Source organism: Kribbella sp. NPDC051952 (genome assembly GCF_040680855.1).
GTDB lineage: Bacteria > Actinomycetota > Actinomycetes > Propionibacteriales > Kribbellaceae > Kribbella.
On sequence record NZ_JBFAXQ010000013.1, the window covers coordinates 66147 to 85094 of the forward strand.

Here is an 18948-nt window from a genome sequence, read left to right on the forward strand (position 1 = left end):
CTGCCGGGCGGTGCTGGGTACTACTTACTACCTGGGAATCAGTGACCGTGACCGTGGCCGTGACCGGCTGCGGCGGGCTCCTCTTCCTCGGGCTTGTCGACCACGAGGGTCTCGGTGGTCAGCAGCAGCGCCGCGATCGAGCCGGCGTTGGCGAGCGCGGACCGGGTCACCTTGACCGGGTCCAGGACGCCCTGCGCGAGCAGGTCGCCGTACTCACCGGTGGCGGCGTTGAAGCCGCTCCCGACCTCGAGCTCCGCGACCTTGGCGGTCACGACGTAGCCCTCGTAGCCGCCGTTCTCGGCGATCCAGCGCAGCGGCTCGACGATCGACTTGCGCACGATCCGGACACCGGCGAGCTCGTCGCCCTCCAGGTCCAGGCCGTTCTCCAGCACGACGGCCGCGTGGACGAGAGCGGAGCCGCCACCGGCGACGATGCCCTCCTCGATCGCGGCCCGGGTCGCGGACACAGCGTCCTCGATCCGGTGCTTCTTCTCCTTCAGCTCGACCTCGGTGGCCGCGCCGACCTTGATCACGCAGACGCCACCGGCCAGCTTGGCCAGCCGCTCCTGCAGCTTCTCGCGGTCCCAGTCGGAGTCGGTGCGCTCGATCTCGGCCTTGATCTGGTTCACCCTGCCGTCGATGTCGTCGGACTTGCCGGCGCCCTCGACCACGGTGGTGTTGTCCTTGGAGACGACGATCCGGCGGGCCGAACCGAGCACCTCGAGGCCAACCTGGTCCAGCTTCAGCCCGACCTCGGGGGCGATGACCTGTGCGCCGGTGAGCGCGGCCAGGTCCTCCAGCATCGCCTTGCGGCGGTCACCGAAGCCCGGCGCCTTGACGGCGACGGAGGTGAAGTTGCCGCGGATCTTGTTCACCACGAGGGTGGACAGGGCCTCGGCCTCGACGTCCTCGGCGATGATCAGCAGGGTCTTGCCGGACTGCACGACCTTCTCCAGCAGCGGCAGCAGGTCCGCGATCGCGGAGATCTTGCCCTGGTGGATCAGGATGTACGGGTCCTCCAGCACCGCTTCGCCGGCCTCGGCGTCGGTGATGAAGTACGGCGAGATGTAGCCCTTGTCGAACTGCATACCCTCGGTGAACTCGAGCTCGGTTCCGAAGGTGTTCGACTCCTCGACGGTGATCACACCGTCCTTGCCGACCTTGTCGAACGCGTCCGCGATCAGGGCGCCGATCTCGGCGTCCCGGGCGGAGATGGTGGCGACGTGGGCCATATCGCCCTTGTCGTCCACCGGCCGGGCGGTCTCGACCAGGCGCGCGGACACGGCCTCGACGGCCGCCTCGATACCGCGCTTCAGGCCCATCGGGTTGACCCCGGCGGCGACGGCCCGCAGGCCCTCGTGCACCAGCGCCTGCGCCAGCACCGTCGCGGTGGTGGTGCCGTCACCGGCGATGTCGTTGGTCTTGGTCGCGACCTCCTTGGTCAGCTGCGCACCAAGGTTCTCGAACGGGTCGTCCAGCTCGACCTCACGCGCGACGGTGACGCCGTCGTTGGTGATGGTCGGGGCGCCCCACTTCTTGTCCAGGACGACGTAGCGGCCCTTGGGGCCCAGCGTCACCTTCACCGTGTTCGCGAGCTTGTCGACGCCGCGCTCCAGCGCGCGCCGAGCGTTCTCGTCGAACTCGAGGATCTTCGGCATGAAAAATCCAGTCCCTCTCTGAAATCTCGTTTCGTTGCAGGCTAGAACCATCCGCTGTCGCTCAGGCGAACCCGCCGCAGCGTCCCGGTCAGGGACCAGACCGACTCCGCCCCGGCGCCGAGTTCGGCACCAGGGCGGTGTCAGTCAGGAACAGCGAGCGGTCGTCACTTGCTGACGACTGCGAGGATGTCGCGGGCGCCCAGGATCAGGTAGTCCTGGCCGTCGTACTTGACCTCGGTGCCGCCGTACTTGGAGTAGATGACCTTGTCGCCGACGGCGACGTCCAGCGGGACGCGGTTGCCGTTGTCGTCGATCCGGCCCGGGCCGACGGCGAGGATCTCGCCCTCTTGCGGCTTCTCCTTGGCGGTGTCCGGGATCACCAGGCCGGACTTCGTGGTCTGCTCGGCTTCGAGCGGCGCGACGAGGACCCGGTCCTCGAGCGGCTTGATCGTGACCGACACTTGCTGACCTCCACGGTCGATTTGCTTGTCTACGTTCGGGGTGGTCGCGCTCCCCTGCCGTCGCGGGGGTCAGAGGCCGGACCGCTGGCACCCTCGAGTGGAGAGTGCCAACACCGAATCTAGGCCGCGATTAGCACTCGGTCAACTCGAGTGCCAGACCCATCTCAGGGTGAGACATCAATTCGTCCGCGCGGCGGTGACGGACCGGGCACGGATCGTGGTCAAACGCTGGGCCTAATCGGGGTCGGCGTGCGACCGTTTTGTCAGAACGGCGTATGCCCGGAGGAGTCACCATGGCTATCCGCTTCCCGTCACTGCCCAAACTGTCCGGCCGCACGATCGCGGTCCTGGCCGCGGTAGGTGCGCTCGCTGTCGGGGTACTGGCCGCCGGCGCCTCCAAGGACCAGCCGGCCAGCGCCGGGGCGCCCGCTGCAGCTCCGGCAGCCAAGCCGGCACCCGACGTCAGCCACGAGGCCACTGCGGCCGAACTGAAGGCTGCGGCCGCTCTCCCGCAGTGCCGGTCCGCGCGGCTCGTACCGGTCAACCGCAGCTGGGGCATTCCGATGCCGTCGATCTACGCCAGCACCAGCACCACCTGCAACCTGATGTACGGCGACGACCCGCACCGCGGCTCCAACCGGTACGGCGACCCCTCGCTGGCGATCCAGGTCCTCCAGCGCAACCTGAACTTCTGCTACGGCTCCAAGCTCGCCGTCGACGGCATCTACGGCAGCAACACCCGCGCGGTCGTCAGGACGGTCCAGCGCAAGCACCACCTCGTGGTCGACGGTATCTACGGCCCGAAGACCCGCTCCGCGATGAACTGGCGCCTCTACTCCTCCGCGACCCGAAGCTGGAGCAGGAGCTGTTCGAGCCCCCTCTAGGTCGTGTCTGATGGTCCAGCGCCGTAGCGAGCAGGTGCTCGGTGCGGTGCATCGGCGTGCTGGAGTGAAGGCCTCGATGCTTTTCCATCGTGGCCTTTGCTCCAGTGCGGCGAGGTGCCGTGCCGAGTGCCGCGCAGTAGGCGCTGGACCATCAGACACGACCTAAAGTTGCGGGGTGACGGTCACTGCTCTGCTGGACGGCCCGGGCGCTGAGGTGCTCGCTGCTGCGTGCACGGACTTCCAGCCTGGCCGCGAGCTGCAGCTCGTCGAGAAGCTCCGGCGGCGGTACGACGCGACTCTCGTGACTATCGCGGTCACACAGGCCTCGCTGCGGCATCGGGCGGTCGCCAAGTTCGGTGTGGACGCCGAGCGGATGTACTTCACGCCGGACGGGCTGGAGCAGGCGACCCGGACCAGAGTGGGCTCACATCGAGCCGCACGCATCGCATCCACCCTGCCTGGCGCCAGCGTTGTCGATCTGGGCTGCGGGATCGGTGGCGACCTCATCAGCGCCGCCCGCGCCGGCCTACGCGTCACGGGCGTCGAACGTGATCCCGAGACCGCAGCCACGGCCCGTGCCAACCTCGCCGCTCTCGGTCTGCCGGGTGAGGTCGTGGTGGGTGACGCCGAGGCGACAGACCTCACGCCGTACGACGTGGTGTTTGCGGATCCGGCGCGACGGGCGGACGGGCGCCGGGTGTTCGACCACAACGCCTATTCGCCGCCGTGGTCCTTTGTGACTGGGCTTTTGCAGCGGACTGCGTGCGTGAAGGTGGCACCGGGCATCCCGCACGACGCCGTACCGGATGAGGTTGAGGCGGAGTGGGTGAGCGACGCCGGTGAGGTGAAGGAGGCGGCGCTATGGTCGGGGGCCTTGTACGCCGGTGTGGCGCGACGGGCCACGTTGCTGCCGGGTGGGGCGAGTGTGACCGAGGCGCCGGAGGTGGAGAGCGGGCCGGTGGGTCAGTACATCTACGAGCCTGACGGGGCTGTGGTGCGGGCTGGTCTGGTGACTGCGGTGGCCGTTGCGGTGGACGGGTGGTTGCTGGATCCGCGGATCGCTTATGTGACCGCAGCGGAGCTGGTGCCGACTGCGCTGGCTTCGGCGTACGAGGTGGTGGAAGAGCTGCCGTACAAGGAGAAGGCGCTGCGTTCGTGGGTTCGCAGTCAGGGGATCGGGACGCTGGAGATCAAGAAGCGTGGGGTGGATGTCGATCCGGCGCAGCTGCGGAAGAAGCTCGCGCCGAAGGGTTCGGCGACGGCCACGTTGATCATTACCCGGATCGGACGGGATGCGGTGGCGTTTTCCTGCCATCGAGTTGCATCCTGAGAGCATTCGAACATATGATCGATCTCGCGTGCGGGTCCTCGGGTGACCTGCCGGTGGGCGAGGTGCTGCGTCCGCTGCTGCACTCCCCGGGGGCCCGCCACTAACCCGGCCGACGTGCGGATGAGGAGCCGCCCGTCGACTGGGTGTCATGAGGCGTTCATCTGGGGTGGGCAGGGTAAGTGACAGAACCGGTTGGCCGCTGACCGTTCGCCTGGGGATCGAGCGGCAAACTACCCCCAGGCCTTTGCCCGCTGCCGTGCCCTTCCCCGCACTGCAGTGCAGTTTTACCCTTCCAACTCGAACCGCTCGATCACCGGCAGCCGCAGCCGAGCCAGTGCGATCGAGGCGATCGCAGCCGCCGGAGAAACCCGAGGCCCGGATTCCGGCAGCAGCTGAACCTCGAAGACCGAGGCGGGTGTGTCCTCCGGATCGGTGAGGGCGGTGGTGGTGAAGGTTGATACCAGCGTGTTCCAGTCCGTGGATCGCTGGAGCATCGGATGGGTTTCGTCGGTGAGCGAGTAGACGGTCACGGGCGTCCCCTTGGACCTGAGCCGACTGGCGTACGCCTGGGTGCCACGGGGATCGGTGACCGTGTCGTCCGCGCCGTGCGCGAAGGTGACGGGCGGGCGGAGGGCGACCAGGGGCTCGCCCGCGGGCAACCACGGGGCCAACGCGAGTACGCCGGCCACCCGCGGATGGTCGCCCACGGCAACAACCGCACGTCCTCCCATCGAATGCCCGATCAGCACCACCCGCCGGATCACCGGCGGCAACTCGTCAAGCACCGCACGCAGGTCCGCCGCCGGATCCGCGGCAGCACCGTTCCAGCCCTGATAGCGATACCGCATCAAGCCCACCGCGGCCGAGGGCACCGCAGACCGCGCGGCCCCAGCGAACGGCCACATCCGCAGGATCGCCCCACCCCACAACCCCGCCGAGGCTTGTGAGTCCTCCTGACCACCATGCGCCAGCAGGACCAGGTCCGTAGCCCCGGCCGGATGCCACACCAGATCCACCCCGAACCGGCTCATGCGGATCCGTACAGCTCCGCCGGGTTCTTCCGGATGACCATCATCCGCCCCGGCTCGGGCTCGTTGAAGCCGTAGCTGCGATACAGCTCATGAGCATCCGCGGTCGCCAGCATCAAACTCCGTACGCCGGCCAGCTCAGGGTGATCCAGCAACGACGACACCACGAACCGCCCCAGCCCGTTCCCCCGCTGCGACTCGACCACGAACACATCCGCGATCCACCCGAACGTGGCCCGATCCGTGACCGCACGAGCGAACGCGACCATCGCCCCATCACCGTCGTAGACCCCCACGTTCAGCGATCCGGCGATCGACCGCGCCACCGTCTCTCGCGGGATCCCCACCGCCCAGTACGACGAACTGAGGAAAGCGTGCACGACATCCACATCGATGCGTGCGGCATCGTCGTCGGCCTCGAAGCCGTCGCGGGTCCACTTCACTTGTTCAGCACCTCCGTGATCGGCATCGACGAATCAGCCGGCAACCCCAACGGCGACGGCGCTTTCCCGGCCCGCACAAGTTCGGACCCCAGCGCGGCAACCATCGCGCCGTTGTCCGTGCACAACCCGGGCCGCGGCACCCGTACGGCGATGCCTTCCGCAGCGCACCGCTCTTCGGCCATCGCACGCAGCCGGGAGTTCGCCGCAACCCCACCACCGATCAGCAGGTGCTCGAACCCACGGTCCTTGCATGCATCGATCGCCTTCCGGGTCAGCACATCGCACACCGCCTCCTGGAAGGCCGCGGCGACGTGATTCACCGGCACGTCCTCCCCATCCCGACGCTTCGCCTCGACCCACCGCGCGACCGCCGTCTTCAAACCGGAGAACGAGAAGTCGAACCGGTGCCGCTCCAGATCCCGCTGCGAGGTCAGACCACGCGGGAACTTCACGTACAGCCGGTCCCCGCCGTCGCGCGCCGCTTTGTCGACATAGGGACCGCCCGGGAACGGCAACCCCAGCACGCGTGCGACCTTGTCGAACGCCTCCCCCGCGGCATCGTCGATGGTGCTTCCCATCGGTACGACGCCGTCGGTGATGTCCTCGACCGCGAGCAACGACGAATGCCCACCGGACACGAGCATCGCGACACACCCCTTGGGCAGATCACCATGCTCCAAGGTGTCGACGGCAACATGCGCGGCCAGGTGGTTCACGCCGTACAAGGGTTTCTCGAGCGACAACGCCAGACCCTTGGCCGCAGCGACGCCGACCAGCAACGCACCCGCGAGACCTGGCCCGCTCGTCACCGCGACGGCGTCGACGTCGGTCGGCTTGATCCCCGCGGTCTCACATGCACGCCGAATGGTCGGCACCATCGCCTCCAGGTGCGCCCGACTGGCCACCTCGGGTACGACGCCACCGAACCGCGCATGCTCCTCGACACTGGACGCGATTGCGTCGGCGAGCAGCGTCTGCCCGCGGACGATACCGACCCCGGTCTCGTCGCACGACGTCTCGATCCCCAGGATCAGGGGCTCCACACTCATACTGCCTCCCGCCACCGCATGATCACCGCATCCTCGCCACCGGCGTAGTACCCACGTCGCCGGCTGATCTCCACAAAACCGAAACTCTCGTACAGGCCGATCGCCGATTCGTTGCCTGCAGCAACTTCCAGCAGCACTGTCCGGCCGGCACACCGCGCCAGCGCCGCCATCATCAACTGACCGCCGATGCCGGTACGGCGCTCGGCCGGCGACACCGCGATCCGCAGCAGCTCGACCACGTCCACCTCGACCGGCGGCACCAGCAGTACGGCGTACCCGGCGACCGAGCCCTCGTCCGCGACGAGGACCACCCGATCCTCGGCCAACCGGTCGAACTCCGCGGTCCAGGCGACCGTACTCCAGGCCTCCGGCCCGAAGCATTCCTCGTCCAGCGCGACCAGTGCGGGCAGATCGTCCACACGAGCCGCGCGAATCGCAGGTCTCACTTGGGCAGCACGCTCTTCGGACCGGCCGACATCGTCACGTCCGGCCGACGCAGGTACAGCGGATCCGGCGCGACAACCTCCAGCGTCCCGGTCGCCACACCGCTCGCCAGCACCTCGGCCGACGGATACTCGGCGACCTCGACCGCCTCGACGCCGAGAGCTTCGGCGTACAGGACCGCGCCGCGGCCGATGACCGGCAGGCCCGACAGCACATGCGCGACCTCGGCCGGACGATCCACGGCCGGACCTTCGAGGCGTCGACGGCTGCCGTCCGCGGCCGGGCCGTCGTACAACGCCCAGTAGATCTCCTTGCGCCGGGCATCGGTCGCGACCGCGACCGGCAACGTCAACGACGACTGCCGGGCGAGGATGTCGAGGCTGCAGACCCCGGCGACCTCGATCCCGAGTACGTCGGCCATCGTCCGCGCGGTCACCAGTCCGACCCGCAGCCCGGTGAACGGACCCGGCCCGACCCCGACCGCGATCCGGGTCAGCTGCCGCGGCGTCACTCCCGCGGTCTCCAAGGCACCAGCGATCGCCGGCGCGAGCAGCTCGCCGTGCCGCAACGCATCCACGGCCGTCGACGAGGCAACGATCTCGCCGTCCGGGGTCGCCAGTGCGACAGTCACCGCCGCACTCGAGGTGTCAAAGGCAAGCAGCATGTCAGCCCTCAATCCTGTTCCCGGCGGACACCCGTACGCCGGACGCCGCCCAGCGCGGGCCGACCGGCGTGATCCGTAGCTCCCGGGTCTCGTCCGTGTCGTCGTCGCCACGGGTCACCACGATGTCCAGCCGATCCGGCGCCAGCGCCTCGGCCAGTCCGTGACCCCACTCGACCACGGTGACCGCGTCCTCCAGACTCGCGTCGAGGTCGAGGTCGTCCAGCTCGGCGAAGCCACCCAGCCGGTAAGCGTCCACGTGCACCAATGCCGGGCCGCCGGCCAACGACGGATGCACCCGCGAGATCACGAAGGTCGGCGATGTGATCGCACCCCGAACCTTCAACCCGACGCCGAGCCCTTGCGTGAACGTCGTCTTGCCGGCCCCGAGGTCACCCGACAGCACGAGCACGTCGCCGGCCCGCACCTGCCCCGCGAGTTCCTCGCCGATCGCCTGCATCTCGTCCGACGTCGGTACGGTCAGCGCGATCGGCATCGCCTTCGCGAAGATCAGGTTGTGGTCCTGTTGTTCGACCAGCGAATACCCACGCCGCCGCCAGAACTCCACGGTGTCCGGCAACTCGACCCGCGCGATCAACTGCACCCGGTTCAGTCCCCGCTGTACGGCGACCTCTTCGGCGCACCCGACCATCACCGACGCGACCCCGTGACCCTGATGACGCGGATCAACCGAGACCCGCCGCAGGTTCAGGACGTCCCCGGACTGCTCGAAGAGAACCGCCCCGGCCGGTACGTCGTTCACGCGGACGAGCAGGCCGCCGTCCCCCACGATCACGGCACGCACGCTGGCGGCATTCTCGGACAAGGCGGTCGACGGCGGATCAAGCACCCGCCGCGCGGAGAAGGCGTGATGGATGACGGCCACGATCTCGTCGACGTGTTCCGGCGTGGCGTCGACGACGTGTAGATCGGTCATGTGTTGGGTCCCAAGGATTGTTCGGCTCGCTCGATCATGCCAAGGAGGGCTGCCGTGAACTCACGGTGGTGCTCGATCAGGCCCAGGTGACCGCAGTTCTTCACCTCGACCAGCTCCGCGCCGGGCACCCGCCGGACGATCTCCTCCGCGTGCTCGAACGGGGTCAGGTGGTCCTTGTCGCCACCGATCACCACGCACTCCACCTTCTGCAGCGGCTCGAGGGCGTCGTACTTGTCGTGCAACGAGAAGATCGGGTAGAACTCCGCGATCACCTCGATCGGCGTGGCCGCGATCATCTCGTTGACGAACTCGGTGAAGGCCGGCGGGACCTCGGAACCGAACGAATACTTCCGGGTCAGCAGGTAGCTGATGTCCGTCCCGGCCTTGCGGCTGCGCTCGACCACATCCGGGATCCGCGCCAGCGCGGCCACCGTCGGGGTGGCCAGTGCCCGGGCCAGCATGCCGACCCGGCCCGGGAACACGATCGGGACCTGGTCGAGGCGGCCCGCGCTGGTGGAACACAGTCCGACGCCGATCACCCGGTCGCCGAAGAGCTCGGGATGCTGCTCGGCCAGCGCCATGATCGTCATGCCGCCCATCGAGTGCCCGATCAGGATCAGCGGCCCGGTCGGCGCGTACTCCTCGAGGATCCCGTACAGGTCCTGGCCGAGCTGGTCGATCGTGACGTGGTCCTTGGGTGACCGGCCCGATCGGCCGTGCGAGCGCTGGTCGTAGAACACCATCGTGCCGATGCCGGCCAGATCACGGCGTTCGAAATGCCAGGCATCCATATTCAACCCGTACCCGTGCGCGAACACGACGGTCAGGTCCTCGGGCGGCAACGGCAACTTCCGGCCGAACCGGCGCTTCGGCGGCTCGGGTCGGCGGGACCGCTTCAGCTCGTCGACCTCGACGTACAACTCGACGCCGTCGTCGGCGGTGAACACGTGCGGGGTGCCGCGGAGCGAGCCGAACGGCTCGGCCTCCAACTGCGCGCGCTGACCCGATCGACGGCCGATGACCTGCCGCTCGACCGCGACGCCGGCGGCTGCTCCGGCCGCGAGCACTCCGACCGCGGCCCCGATCAGACCGGCAGTCCGCCCTGCTTTGGACATCCCGGACTACCTCTCGATCGGGGAGCTGTCGACGTACCGGCGGGGAATCCGGGCACCCAGCCGGGTGACGATCTCGTAGTTGATCGTCCCGGCCGCGTCGGCCCAGTCGTCCGCCGTCGGCTCTCCGTCGGTCCCAGGCCCGAACAGCACGACCTCGTCCCCCGCGGCCGCGTCGTCGTCCTCGAGGTTGACCACGCTCTGATCCATGCAGATCCGGCCGACGATCGTACGACGTACTCCGCCGGACAGGACCGGAGCGCCATTGGACGCGTGCCGTGGCAGACCGTCGCCGTACCCGAGCGGGATGAGCCCGAGCGTCGACGGCCGTGGTGCGGTCCAGGTCAGCCCGTACGAAACCCCCGCGCCGGCCGGCACCCGCTTCACCATCGCGAGCCGGGCCCGCAGCGTCATCGCCGGCCGCAACCCGAGCTCGGCCGACGGCAGCGCATGCCCGAACGGCGAGAGCCCGTACGTCGCCACGCCCGGACGGACCAGGTTGAAATGGGTCTCGGGCAGCGCGAGCGTGGCGCCCGAGTTCGCCAGGTGCTTGAACTCGGCGTCGATGCCGAACGACTCCGCCACCTCGATGGCTTCCCGGAACGTCGCCAGCTGCGCTTCGTTCACCTCGCTCTTCGGCTCGTCCGACGACGCCAGGTGCGACCAGATCCCCTTGATCTCGATCCGGCCGGTCGCCTGCGCCTGGGCAGCGGCCCGGATCAGTGCCGGCCACTCCTCAGGTACGGCCCCACCCCGGCTCATCCCGGTGTCGATCTTCAGATGCACCCGAGCCGGGCGACCCGGACGCGATGAGCTGTCCAGATATGTATTGCCGACGCCGGCGAGCAGTTCGTCGATCTCCCACGGCGCACCGGCAGACAGGTCGATGCCGGCGGCAATCGCGTCGGACAGCGGCTCGCCGGGCGTGGTCAGCCAGCAGAAGATCGGCCCGGTGTCGCCGGCCTCGCGCAGCGCGAGCGCCTCGTCGAGTACGGCAGCGCCGATCCAATCGGCTCCGGCTTCGCGGGCCGCCCGTGCGACCGGGACCATCCCGTGGCCGTAACCGTCGGCCTTGACCACGGTCATCAGCTGGGCGCCCTCGGCGCGGGCACGCAGCGTGGCCACATTGTGACGGATGGCGGCCAGATCGACGACCGCCTCGGCGCGGACCGGGCGGTCCCCGCCCGAGGCGCCGCTAGGTGACTGGAGGGTAGACATAACCCTTCCAGTGTCTCAGGCCCCGTCGATCAGGTCCGCGAGGGCGGTCATGTCGTGGAAAACCGCGTCGGCCGTCACCAGCTTCGCGGGGTCCGTCATCCCCGCGTACCCGAACACCTTCATGCCGGCCGCGTTGGCCGCCGCGACCCCGAGCGGGCTGTCTTCGACGACCACGCAGTCGGCCGGTTTGACGCCCATCGAGGCGGCGGCGTGCAGGAAGAGATCGGGCGCCGGCTTGCCGTGGGCAACATCCTCGGCGCTGAAGATCCGGCCCTCGAACCGGTCCAGGAATCCGACCGCGGTCAACGCCGTACGAATTCGCCGATGGGTGCCGGAGGAGGCGAGACAGTAGGTCACACCGCGCGCCTGGAGGTGATCGAGGACAGCCTCAACCCCCTCGATCGCCTGCAGGTGCGCGAATCCGTCGAACAACCGCTGGTGGTAGCGGTCCTCCAGATCGGCGGGCAACGGCCGGCCGAGCTGCGCCTCCGTCTTCTGCCGCATCGAGGCCATGCTGCCGCCCATGAAGTCCCGCACGGTCTCCTCGAACGTGTAGGGCAACCCTGCCTCGGTGAGCAGCTCGGCCAGGATCGTGTTGGCCAGCCGCTCGGAGTCCACCAGTACGCCGTCATTGTCGAAGATCACGAGTCCTGTCACACCAGAAACCCTAAGCGGCCACCGCGACATGGGGAGCGTCGCGGTGGCCGCCGGGTTGCGAAGTGCTGAGCGTCACCTCACCGGGGGATCAGTTCTCCTGGATGGAGAAGTCGGTGAAGTTGAAGCGCTGCTTGGCGTTGCCGGTGGAGACGACCTCGACGCCGTAGTCGACCTGCCAGGTCGTGGCCTTCGGGGCCCAGCCGCGGGTGGCCATGTCGTTGAAGAAGCTGGCCAGCGGCATCGTGCCGGACTTCTGCGTCACCTGGGAGACGTAGGCGGTGTAGCCGTTCTCGTGCCAGACGTCATAGGTGAAGCCACCGAAGGTGACGGTGCCCTTCTTGTCGCCGGCCGGGACCTGGCCCTTGTTCTCGGTCCAGATCATCAGCTCGTTGTTCAGCCCGTCGCCGATCCACGCGTCGAAGGCGACGTTGTAGATGCAGCCGTTACAGGTGGCCGGGGTCGACGCGCCGAACTTGGCCGACTGGATCTTCGACAACGGGACGTCGTCGTAGTCCTTGTGGACGTTCGGGTAGGCCTGCACGCCCTTGTCACCCGGCATGGGTTGGGTGACGTCGACGTACCAGCTGTTGTAGTTACAGGCGCCGAGTGTGTAGGTGCCGTTGTCGTTGTTCCACATGTTGTTGTGGACGTAGTACGCACCGAACGAGCGGCCCGCACCCTGGTTGTTCGTCGACGTGGTGATGAACGACGGGTTGGTGCAGGTCGACCCTGAGGTCGGCGGCGTCGTCGTGGTCGGCGGACTCGTCGGGGGTGTCGTGGTGGGCGGAGTCGAGGTCGTCGGCTTGGTCGGCTCCGTCGTCGGCGGCGTGCTGGTCGTCGGCGGCTTGGTCGGTGTCTCGGTGGCCGTCGGCGTCGAGCTCGGCTTCGGCGTCGTCGGCTGGGCCGGTGCGGCCACGAAGTCGTAGTGCGCGGTGTAGCTCAGCTTGGTGCCCTCGCGGTACTTCTTGCCGTCGTAACGCAGGGCGCGGAGCCGGTAGGTCTCGTCGGTGGTGCGGTTCGGGTCGATGGACAGGATCGCCGGTCCGGACGAGGTCGCGGTGATCGCGACCGGCTTCTTGCCGAATCCGTGCACGACGGTGCAGCTGGAGTAGGCGTCCAGGACACAGGTCTCGACCCGGCCGATGCTCGGGAGGTCGAATGCCGCGCTGTCCGCGGCGTTCGCGGTCGACACCGGCGAGTCCTTGGCCGCATGGACAACGATCGGCACAGCGATGAGCGCGCCGGCGGCGAGGACCGCGGGGATGATCACGCGATTCCGGGCAGTTCGGATGAGGGGCATGCGAAAACGTTCCTTAGTGTGCTTGACGGACCGCACTGCTTGCCCCAGTGCTCGAGTACGGCCCTCACAGCTGTTCGGTTTGGTCCCCAGAAGGGCCAGAGAGTCACCCGGCCATGTCGTTCACACTTCGCGCGCTTGACGTTATCCAACCGTGACCTCGGCTGCCAACCCGAGGAGGCGACTTTACCAAGCCTTCACACTGCAACGCTTGAATGACCGAAGGCGTCCCTAAAGTGTGATGATGCGGATGATCGCCCTGGCCGGAGCTTCGTTGCTCCTGGCCCTCACCGCGTGCGGGAACGAGTCCGGAGCGGGTGCCTCGCTGACCGGAAAGTCGTACTTGTCCACCGCTGTCAGCGAGAACGGACAGCCCAAGCAGCTCGCCCCGAAGACCCGGGTCCGGCTGCAGTTCACCGACGACGGCCGCCTGGTCGCCGATGCCGGCTGCAACTCGATGCAGTCGAAGGTGTCGACCAGTGACGGCAAGCTCACGCTCAAGGGTGAGCTGGCCTCGACCGCGATGGGCTGCCCGGGCCCGCAGCAGGGTCAGGACGCCTGGCTGTCGAAGATCCTGTCCGCCAAGCCCACCTGGAAGCTCGACGGCAGCAAGCTCGACGTCACCAGCGGCAGTACGACGATCTCCCTGCTGGATCGTGAGACCGCCGAGCCGGCTGTCGCGCTCGACGGCACCAAGTGGTCCCTGAGCAGTGTCATCACCGGCGAGACCGCCTCGCACCAGGCCGGCTCCGAGCAGGCCTGGCTGACCCTGAACGGCGAACGCGTCACGGGTTCGACCGGCTGCAACGACTTCCAGGGCATGGTCGCCCGCACCGCCGGCACGTTGACCTTCGGCGAGCTGGCTACCACCCGCCGAGCCTGCGCCGGCGACGCGGCGAAACTCGAAACGACTCTGCTGAGCGGGCTGAAGGGCGAGGTCACCTACAAGGTCGACGGCAACACCCTTCAGCTCCGCAGCTCAGCGAACGGCCTCGACTTCACCTCCGCCCGCTGAGCCGGACGTCGAAGGCCTGGACCTCGTTCGCCGGGGTCTCGTACGAGATCAGCAGATGCCCACTACTCGCGAGCTGGGCACGTTGCGCCGAGGTCAGCGGGATCGACCACAGCTGGCTGCCGCGGGTGATCTGCTTGGTCGACTGCTTGACCAGGTGGCCGCTCATGTCGGGCGACCAGGGTGGGATGGCGCCGTCGGTGACAGCACACGGCGTCAGGCCGTAGTCGGGCGCCGGATCGGCAGCCGGTGAGCACGTGGTCGTCCACACCGGGATCGCACCGATCTCACCAGTGGTCAGGAACGCTCGCGCCGTACCCGATCCGCGTGAGCTGCTCACGATGTTCACGGCGTTGCCATGCAGCCCGGCGGACAGGATCTTCAGGTCGCTCGTCGGCACGCGGCCTGAGATCGGTACGCCGTTGCGCGCGGACTGGGCGATCGTCTGTGGCGACAACGCACCGTTGAGGTTGGGGTTGGAGACGTTCGGCGGTGCCGGGGTGGTCGGGCGATCCGCGGGCGGGGTGTAGCCCGGGAGGGTCGCGAGGCCCCAGCGGTACGGGTCGGACTGGACCGATCCGAGTGCCGACCATCCGAGTCGGGTGCTCATGTCGATATGGCGCAACGTCGTCGTACCAGCGGCCGACGTGTCGTCGTTGTCGTACGGCGTGATGTTCAGACCCATCCGCGCCGGGTCGACGGCGGCCGGCAGGTCCGCCAGCGGGATCTTCACCTCGAGGTCGTAGCCGCCACCCGCGTACGCGTGCGGGACCGTCGTCTCGTTGCTACCGACCCACTGTGCGGTCGACGCGACCTGTACGCCGGGGGCGTTGCCGGTGTCGAGCGAGCCGCTGGAGTACCCCTGGTGGTTGTCGGCGTCCCGCTCCCAGCACGGACTGCCGCTCTGGGTGAACGGGAAGATGCCGAGCTTGAACGTGTTCGCGGTGTCCTTCAGTGCCTGCGACGCGTTGCCGCGCGGGTCGAGCAGGATCTCGACCGAGTCGGCCTGCCAGTGGCCGACACATTCGGCCGGGGTGACGGCGTACGACTGGTAGTCGTCGCGGACGTGGATGAAGAAGTACAGCGCGTCGTCGGACCAGCTGACCTTCGCCGTACTGCCTTCTCCGGTTGACGAAACGCCACAGTCGTCCACGCCGGTACAGGTCGTCGCGCCCTGCCAGATCCGGCCGAGGTCGAGCGTCGGACCTGGGTACTCACCCGGGTCCGCTTTGCCGTCCACGACAGGCTGGGCCTGCGGGATCGCCGTCGTCGGCACGAGCGTCAACGTCAGGGTCTCGCTACCCGTCGCGGTCCGGATCGGGATCGAGACGTTCTGCTGAACGGGCAGTGTGGTGTCGGTGTTCGTCAGCTTGAAGGTGACCGTGGCGTCCGCACCGGCCGCGACGTCGTAGGGCTTCGACGCCGCGTCGACGGTGAAGTTCGCCGGCAGGTCGAGCGAGACCGCACCACTCTGTTGCTGCGTCGACCAGTTGTGGACGACGACCGGTACGTCGATCGTCTGGCCGATCCCCATCGACTGGATCGCCGGCGACCGCCCGAGCCGATTGGCCTGCGGTGCGGTGTTCTGCAGCCACTGGTCGTACTCCTGCCAGTTGCCCCATCGCTGGAACCGTCCCTCGGCGGCGGCAACGATCCGTACGACGTTGTCCGTGTAGCCGGAGGCGTGCTTGGTCGTGTAGGTGGCGGCGATCTTCGCGTTCTGATCCACCGTCGCGTTGGCGGCCGGGGTCACGGTGAACGTGACGTCAACCGCTTCCTTGGACTTGACCGGCTTCGGTCCGTCGACCGACCAGCCGGCCGGGACCGTCAGCGCAACGTTGCCCGAGGCAAGCTTTCCCTTCGGTGCCTTGAGATGCACCGTCGCCTGGAACGGCTCACCGGCGACGTTGTAGAACCGGGAGAACGTCAGGTACTCCATCGTCCCCAACGGCAACCCACCGGGATCCGGTTTGGTCGCACCGAACAGGATCGCCTGGTCGAGTCCCGCCTGTGGACTGCTGTTCGGCTGGAACGGTACGAACGACTCCGTCATCCCGAACCGCGAGCACGCCGGAACCGAGGTTCCCTTGAACATCACCCGGCTCTGCGTCGGGTACGCCGACCGGCCCTCGTCCGCGACCTGTTGCCAGATCTTCGGGGTCCCGGCCGGTTGTCCCTGCAGGTTCCCGGCCGGCCACTTGTACGGCGAGTCGTAGCCGGTCCACACGCCCGCGACGGTGTCGAGGCCGGTCGGGGTGAAGCCGGTGGTGCAGTTCGCGGCGGTCGTCGTACCGCCGGTGCCTGCGGTGGCACCGCCGGAGAAGACCTTCTTCACCTGCCAGGTGCTGAGCGCGTGCGGGCCCTTCAACTGCTCGGGGAACTTGGTCGGGTCGGCGGCCGCGAGGACGCCTTCCCAGATCAGTCGCCCGGCCTGCTGATGGTTGCCGTGCCCGGCCGCGAGCGTCGGCGTGAACCCGATGTAGATCTCGGGCTGCGTCTCACGGATGACCCGGGTCACCCGGCGCAGCGTCTCCTGCTCGTCCCAGAAGTACTGCGTCAACGGCGCACTCTGGTTGTAGAAGAAGTCGATCCGGTCCAAGTTGAAGATGTCAACGGTTCCGGAGCGGTAGTGCGCGACGCGATCCTCGTTCTCACGCCGCAGGCCGAGGTCCGGGCCGAGCTCGTTGCCGACCGCGTTCCCACCGCCTTCACCGCGGGTCACCTGGATGACGCCACACTTCACCCCGTACCGCTGGTGCCAGACACCACACGGTCCGATGATGCTCGTGTCGTCATCCGGATGGGCCCACTCCCCCATCACGTCGATCTTCGTCTGCCGGTCGGCCACATACGGCTTCCCGGACGATGTCGTCGTCGTGGTCGCCGCAGCCGATAAGGGCAACGCGGCAACCAACGCGAGTACGACGAACCCCACCAAACGCTTCATGTGCACACTCCTTGGGCGGGCAGAGGCACCAGCACCTCTGTCCTACCCAGAAGGAGCGTTTTTCAACGTAGCAATTGGCGTGTTGCTTCAGGTAGCGAAGCGGCTACGGAGAGAGCTGTCACCGGCCCGTTCGCCGAGGCCAGATTGGCCGCAGCGGCGTGCAGATAGGCGCCGACCGATGCGGCGTCGAGAGGTGTGAGGCCGGAGGCAAGCAATGCCCCACAGAGGCCGGCCAGGACGTCCCCGGCACCGGCGGTGGCCAGCCACGGGGTGGCGTTGGTGTTGACCCGGACTCGGCCGTCGGGGGCAACGATCACCGTGGTCGAGCCCTTGAGCAGGATGGTCGCGTCGAAGCGCTCGGCGGCGAGCCGCGCGTGCTCGAGTCGGTTCGCCTCGACGGTCGCGCGGTCGACGTCGAGCAGACGTGCGAGCTCGCCGGCGTGAGGTGTCGCGAGTACGTCGATGTGATCGCCCGAGTCGTCCAGTGCCTTCAGGCCGTCCGCGTCGAGGACCACGGGCTCCTCGGCGTCGAGCAGTTCACGGATCCGCGCGACGTCGAGGTCATCGCCCATTCCGGACCCGATAGTCCACGCCTGCACGCGACCGTCGTTGGCCACGATCTCCGGGTGTGCGGCCCGGACCTCGGCTGCCACCGCATCCGGACCGACGTACCGGACCATGCCGACCGGGCCGCCGAGGGCACCGGCGGTGGCGATGACCGCGGCACCTGGGTAATGGACCGAGCCGACCATCAGGCCGAGGACGCCACGGGAGTACTTGTCGGACTCACCGTGCGGGACCGGGTAGATGTCTCGGACGTCGGCGGCTTGGAAGGACTCCGCCGCCGCAGGCGGGAGGTCGAGGCCGATCTCGACGAGGTGGACCGGGCCGCAGGCGGCGGCCGCGGGGTCGATCAGGTGGCAGATCTTGTGGGTGCCGAACGTGACGGTGAGCGCGGCGCGGACGTGCGGCTCCGGTGTCTCGCCGGTGTCGACGTCGACCCCCGACGGAGTGTCCACGGCAACGATCGGTACGCCGTTCTGATCGGCCAGCTCGACGGCCTTCAGAGCGTCGGGACGTAGCCCGGGGCGGCCGCCGATCCCGACGATGCCGTCGACCACGACATCCGCGGTCGCGATGTCATCGGTCGAGCCGACTCGCCCGCCGGCCGCCTTCAAGGCTTCGAGCCCTTCGGCGTGAGCCTTCGAGGAGAGCAGTACGGCGATGACCTGGGCACCGCGCCGGGCGAGCCGGGCACCGGCGTACAGAGCGTCACCGCCGTTGTCGCCGGAGCCGATCAGGAGGACGACGCGAGCGCCGTACGCACCGCCGACGAAGTTGCTGATGGCAACCGCGAGGCCGGTGGCCGCGCGCTGCATCAGGGTGCCCTCCGGCAGCCGGGCCATCAGCTCGGCCTCGGCGGCCCGGACCTGTTCGACAGTGTGCGCGCGACGCATGCTCAGCCTTCCAGGATGACGACGGCCGACGCGATCCCCGCGTCGTGACTCAGCGACAGATGCAGGCTCTGGACGCCGAGTCGGGCCGCCTGCTCGGCGACCGTGCCGGTGACCTCCAGCCACGGCCGGCCCGTCTCGTCGGTCTGGACCTCGGCGTGGTGCCAGTGCATGCCGGCGGGCGCGCCCAGCGCTTTGGCCAAGGCTTCCTTGGCGGCGAACCGTGCGGCCAGGGAGGCCGGTGGCTTGAGCGCCTCGATCGGCGTGAACACGCGATCCCGCAGCCCTGGCGTGCGATCGAGCGTCTTCATGAACCGCTCCACGTCGACCACATCGATACCCACGCCGACGATCAT

18 protein-coding genes are annotated in these 18948 nt (G+C 68.3%); 3 read left to right on the top strand and 15 right to left on the bottom strand.

The window, feature by feature from the left end:
• Positions 1-38: 38 nt before the first annotated feature.
• Positions 39-1658, bottom strand: coding sequence for a chaperonin GroEL (groL, locus tag AB0L70_RS23735; RefSeq protein WP_363687569.1), 1620 nt, complete (start codon positions 1656-1658; stop codon positions 39-41).
• 164 nt (positions 1659-1822) lie between these two features.
• Complete coding sequence (gene groES / locus AB0L70_RS23740; protein WP_130384566.1) at positions 1823-2119, bottom strand: co-chaperone GroES; 297 nt, start codon at positions 2117-2119, stop codon at positions 1823-1825.
• Between the two features lie 293 nt (positions 2120-2412).
• On the opposite strand from groES, the gene AB0L70_RS23745 reads away from it, so the two are divergent.
• Both AB0L70_RS23745 and AB0L70_RS23750 read left to right on the top strand, forming a co-directional pair.
• Positions 2413-3003: a peptidoglycan-binding domain-containing protein gene (locus AB0L70_RS23745; RefSeq protein ID WP_363687572.1), complete on the top strand. Its 591-nt coding sequence runs from the start codon at positions 2413-2415 to the stop codon at positions 3001-3003.
• A gap of 175 nt (positions 3004-3178) precedes the next feature.
• Positions 3179-4333, top strand: a complete 1155-nt coding sequence (locus tag AB0L70_RS23750; protein WP_363687574.1) for a class I SAM-dependent methyltransferase — start codon at positions 3179-3181, stop codon at positions 4331-4333.
• Between the two features lie 284 nt (positions 4334-4617).
• Here AB0L70_RS23750 and AB0L70_RS23755 read toward each other — a convergent pair whose 3' ends face one another.
• From AB0L70_RS23755 to AB0L70_RS23800, 10 genes are all read right to left on the bottom strand, one after another.
• Entirely contained in the window at positions 4618-5364 is a 747-nt protein-coding gene (locus AB0L70_RS23755) for an alpha/beta fold hydrolase (RefSeq protein WP_363687576.1), read from the bottom strand.
• A complete protein-coding gene (locus AB0L70_RS23760; RefSeq protein WP_363687578.1) occupies positions 5361-5804 on the bottom strand; it encodes a GNAT family N-acetyltransferase in 444 nt (147 codons plus the stop codon). The genes AB0L70_RS23755 and AB0L70_RS23760 overlap by 4 nt, the downstream gene beginning before the upstream one ends.
• Entirely contained in the window at positions 5801-6853 is a 1053-nt protein-coding gene (tsaD, locus tag AB0L70_RS23765; RefSeq protein ID WP_363687580.1) for a tRNA (adenosine(37)-N6)-threonylcarbamoyltransferase complex transferase subunit TsaD, read from the bottom strand. The genes AB0L70_RS23760 and tsaD overlap by 4 nt, the downstream gene beginning before the upstream one ends.
• Complete coding sequence (locus tag AB0L70_RS23770) at positions 6850-7299, bottom strand: GNAT family N-acetyltransferase (RefSeq protein ID WP_363687582.1); 450 nt, start codon at positions 7297-7299, stop codon at positions 6850-6852. The genes tsaD and AB0L70_RS23770 overlap by 4 nt, the downstream gene beginning before the upstream one ends.
• On the bottom strand, positions 7296-7961 hold the full coding sequence (gene tsaB / locus AB0L70_RS23775) for a tRNA (adenosine(37)-N6)-threonylcarbamoyltransferase complex dimerization subunit type 1 TsaB (protein WP_363687584.1): 666 nt from the start codon (positions 7959-7961) through the stop codon (positions 7296-7298). The genes AB0L70_RS23770 and tsaB overlap by 4 nt, the downstream gene beginning before the upstream one ends.
• Position 7962: 1 nt before the next feature.
• The gene (gene tsaE / locus AB0L70_RS23780) at positions 7963-8895 is read right to left on the bottom strand and encodes a tRNA (adenosine(37)-N6)-threonylcarbamoyltransferase complex ATPase subunit type 1 TsaE (protein WP_363687586.1); all 933 of its coding nucleotides are present in this window, start codon (positions 8893-8895) and stop codon (positions 7963-7965) included.
• Positions 8892-10010, bottom strand: coding sequence for an alpha/beta hydrolase (locus AB0L70_RS23785; protein ID WP_363687588.1), 1119 nt, complete (start codon positions 10008-10010; stop codon positions 8892-8894). The genes tsaE and AB0L70_RS23785 overlap by 4 nt, the downstream gene beginning before the upstream one ends.
• Positions 10011-10016: 6 nt before the next feature.
• Positions 10017-11225: an alanine racemase gene (gene alr / locus AB0L70_RS23790; RefSeq protein WP_363687590.1), complete on the bottom strand. Its 1209-nt coding sequence runs from the start codon at positions 11223-11225 to the stop codon at positions 10017-10019.
• A gap of 15 nt (positions 11226-11240) precedes the next feature.
• Positions 11241-11882 (bottom strand): HAD family phosphatase, encoded by a 642-nt coding sequence (locus tag AB0L70_RS23795; protein WP_363687592.1) that lies wholly within the window; start codon positions 11880-11882, stop codon positions 11241-11243.
• Between the two features lie 88 nt (positions 11883-11970).
• Positions 11971-13182: a hypothetical protein gene (locus tag AB0L70_RS23800; protein WP_363687594.1), complete on the bottom strand. Its 1212-nt coding sequence runs from the start codon at positions 13180-13182 to the stop codon at positions 11971-11973.
• Between the two features lie 241 nt (positions 13183-13423).
• Here AB0L70_RS23800 and AB0L70_RS23805 point away from each other — a divergent pair, with 241 nt between their 5' ends.
• Entirely contained in the window at positions 13424-14194 is a 771-nt protein-coding gene (locus tag AB0L70_RS23805) for an META domain-containing protein (protein WP_363687596.1), read from the top strand.
• On the opposite strand, the gene AB0L70_RS23810 is transcribed toward AB0L70_RS23805, so the two are convergent.
• The 3 genes from AB0L70_RS23810 to AB0L70_RS23820 form a co-directional block, all read right to left on the bottom strand.
• Positions 14178-17138, bottom strand: a complete 2961-nt coding sequence (locus AB0L70_RS23810; RefSeq protein ID WP_363687598.1) for a sugar-binding protein — start codon at positions 17136-17138, stop codon at positions 14178-14180. The two genes, AB0L70_RS23805 and AB0L70_RS23810, sit on opposite strands and share 17 nt — an antisense overlap.
• Positions 17139-17200: 62 nt before the next feature.
• The gene (locus AB0L70_RS23815) at positions 17201-18595 is read right to left on the bottom strand and encodes an NAD(P)H-hydrate dehydratase (RefSeq protein ID WP_363687600.1); all 1395 of its coding nucleotides are present in this window, start codon (positions 18593-18595) and stop codon (positions 17201-17203) included.
• Positions 18596-18597: 2 nt separating this feature from the next.
• A complete protein-coding gene (locus AB0L70_RS23820) occupies positions 18598-18948 on the bottom strand; it encodes a holo-ACP synthase (RefSeq protein WP_363687602.1) in 351 nt (116 codons plus the stop codon).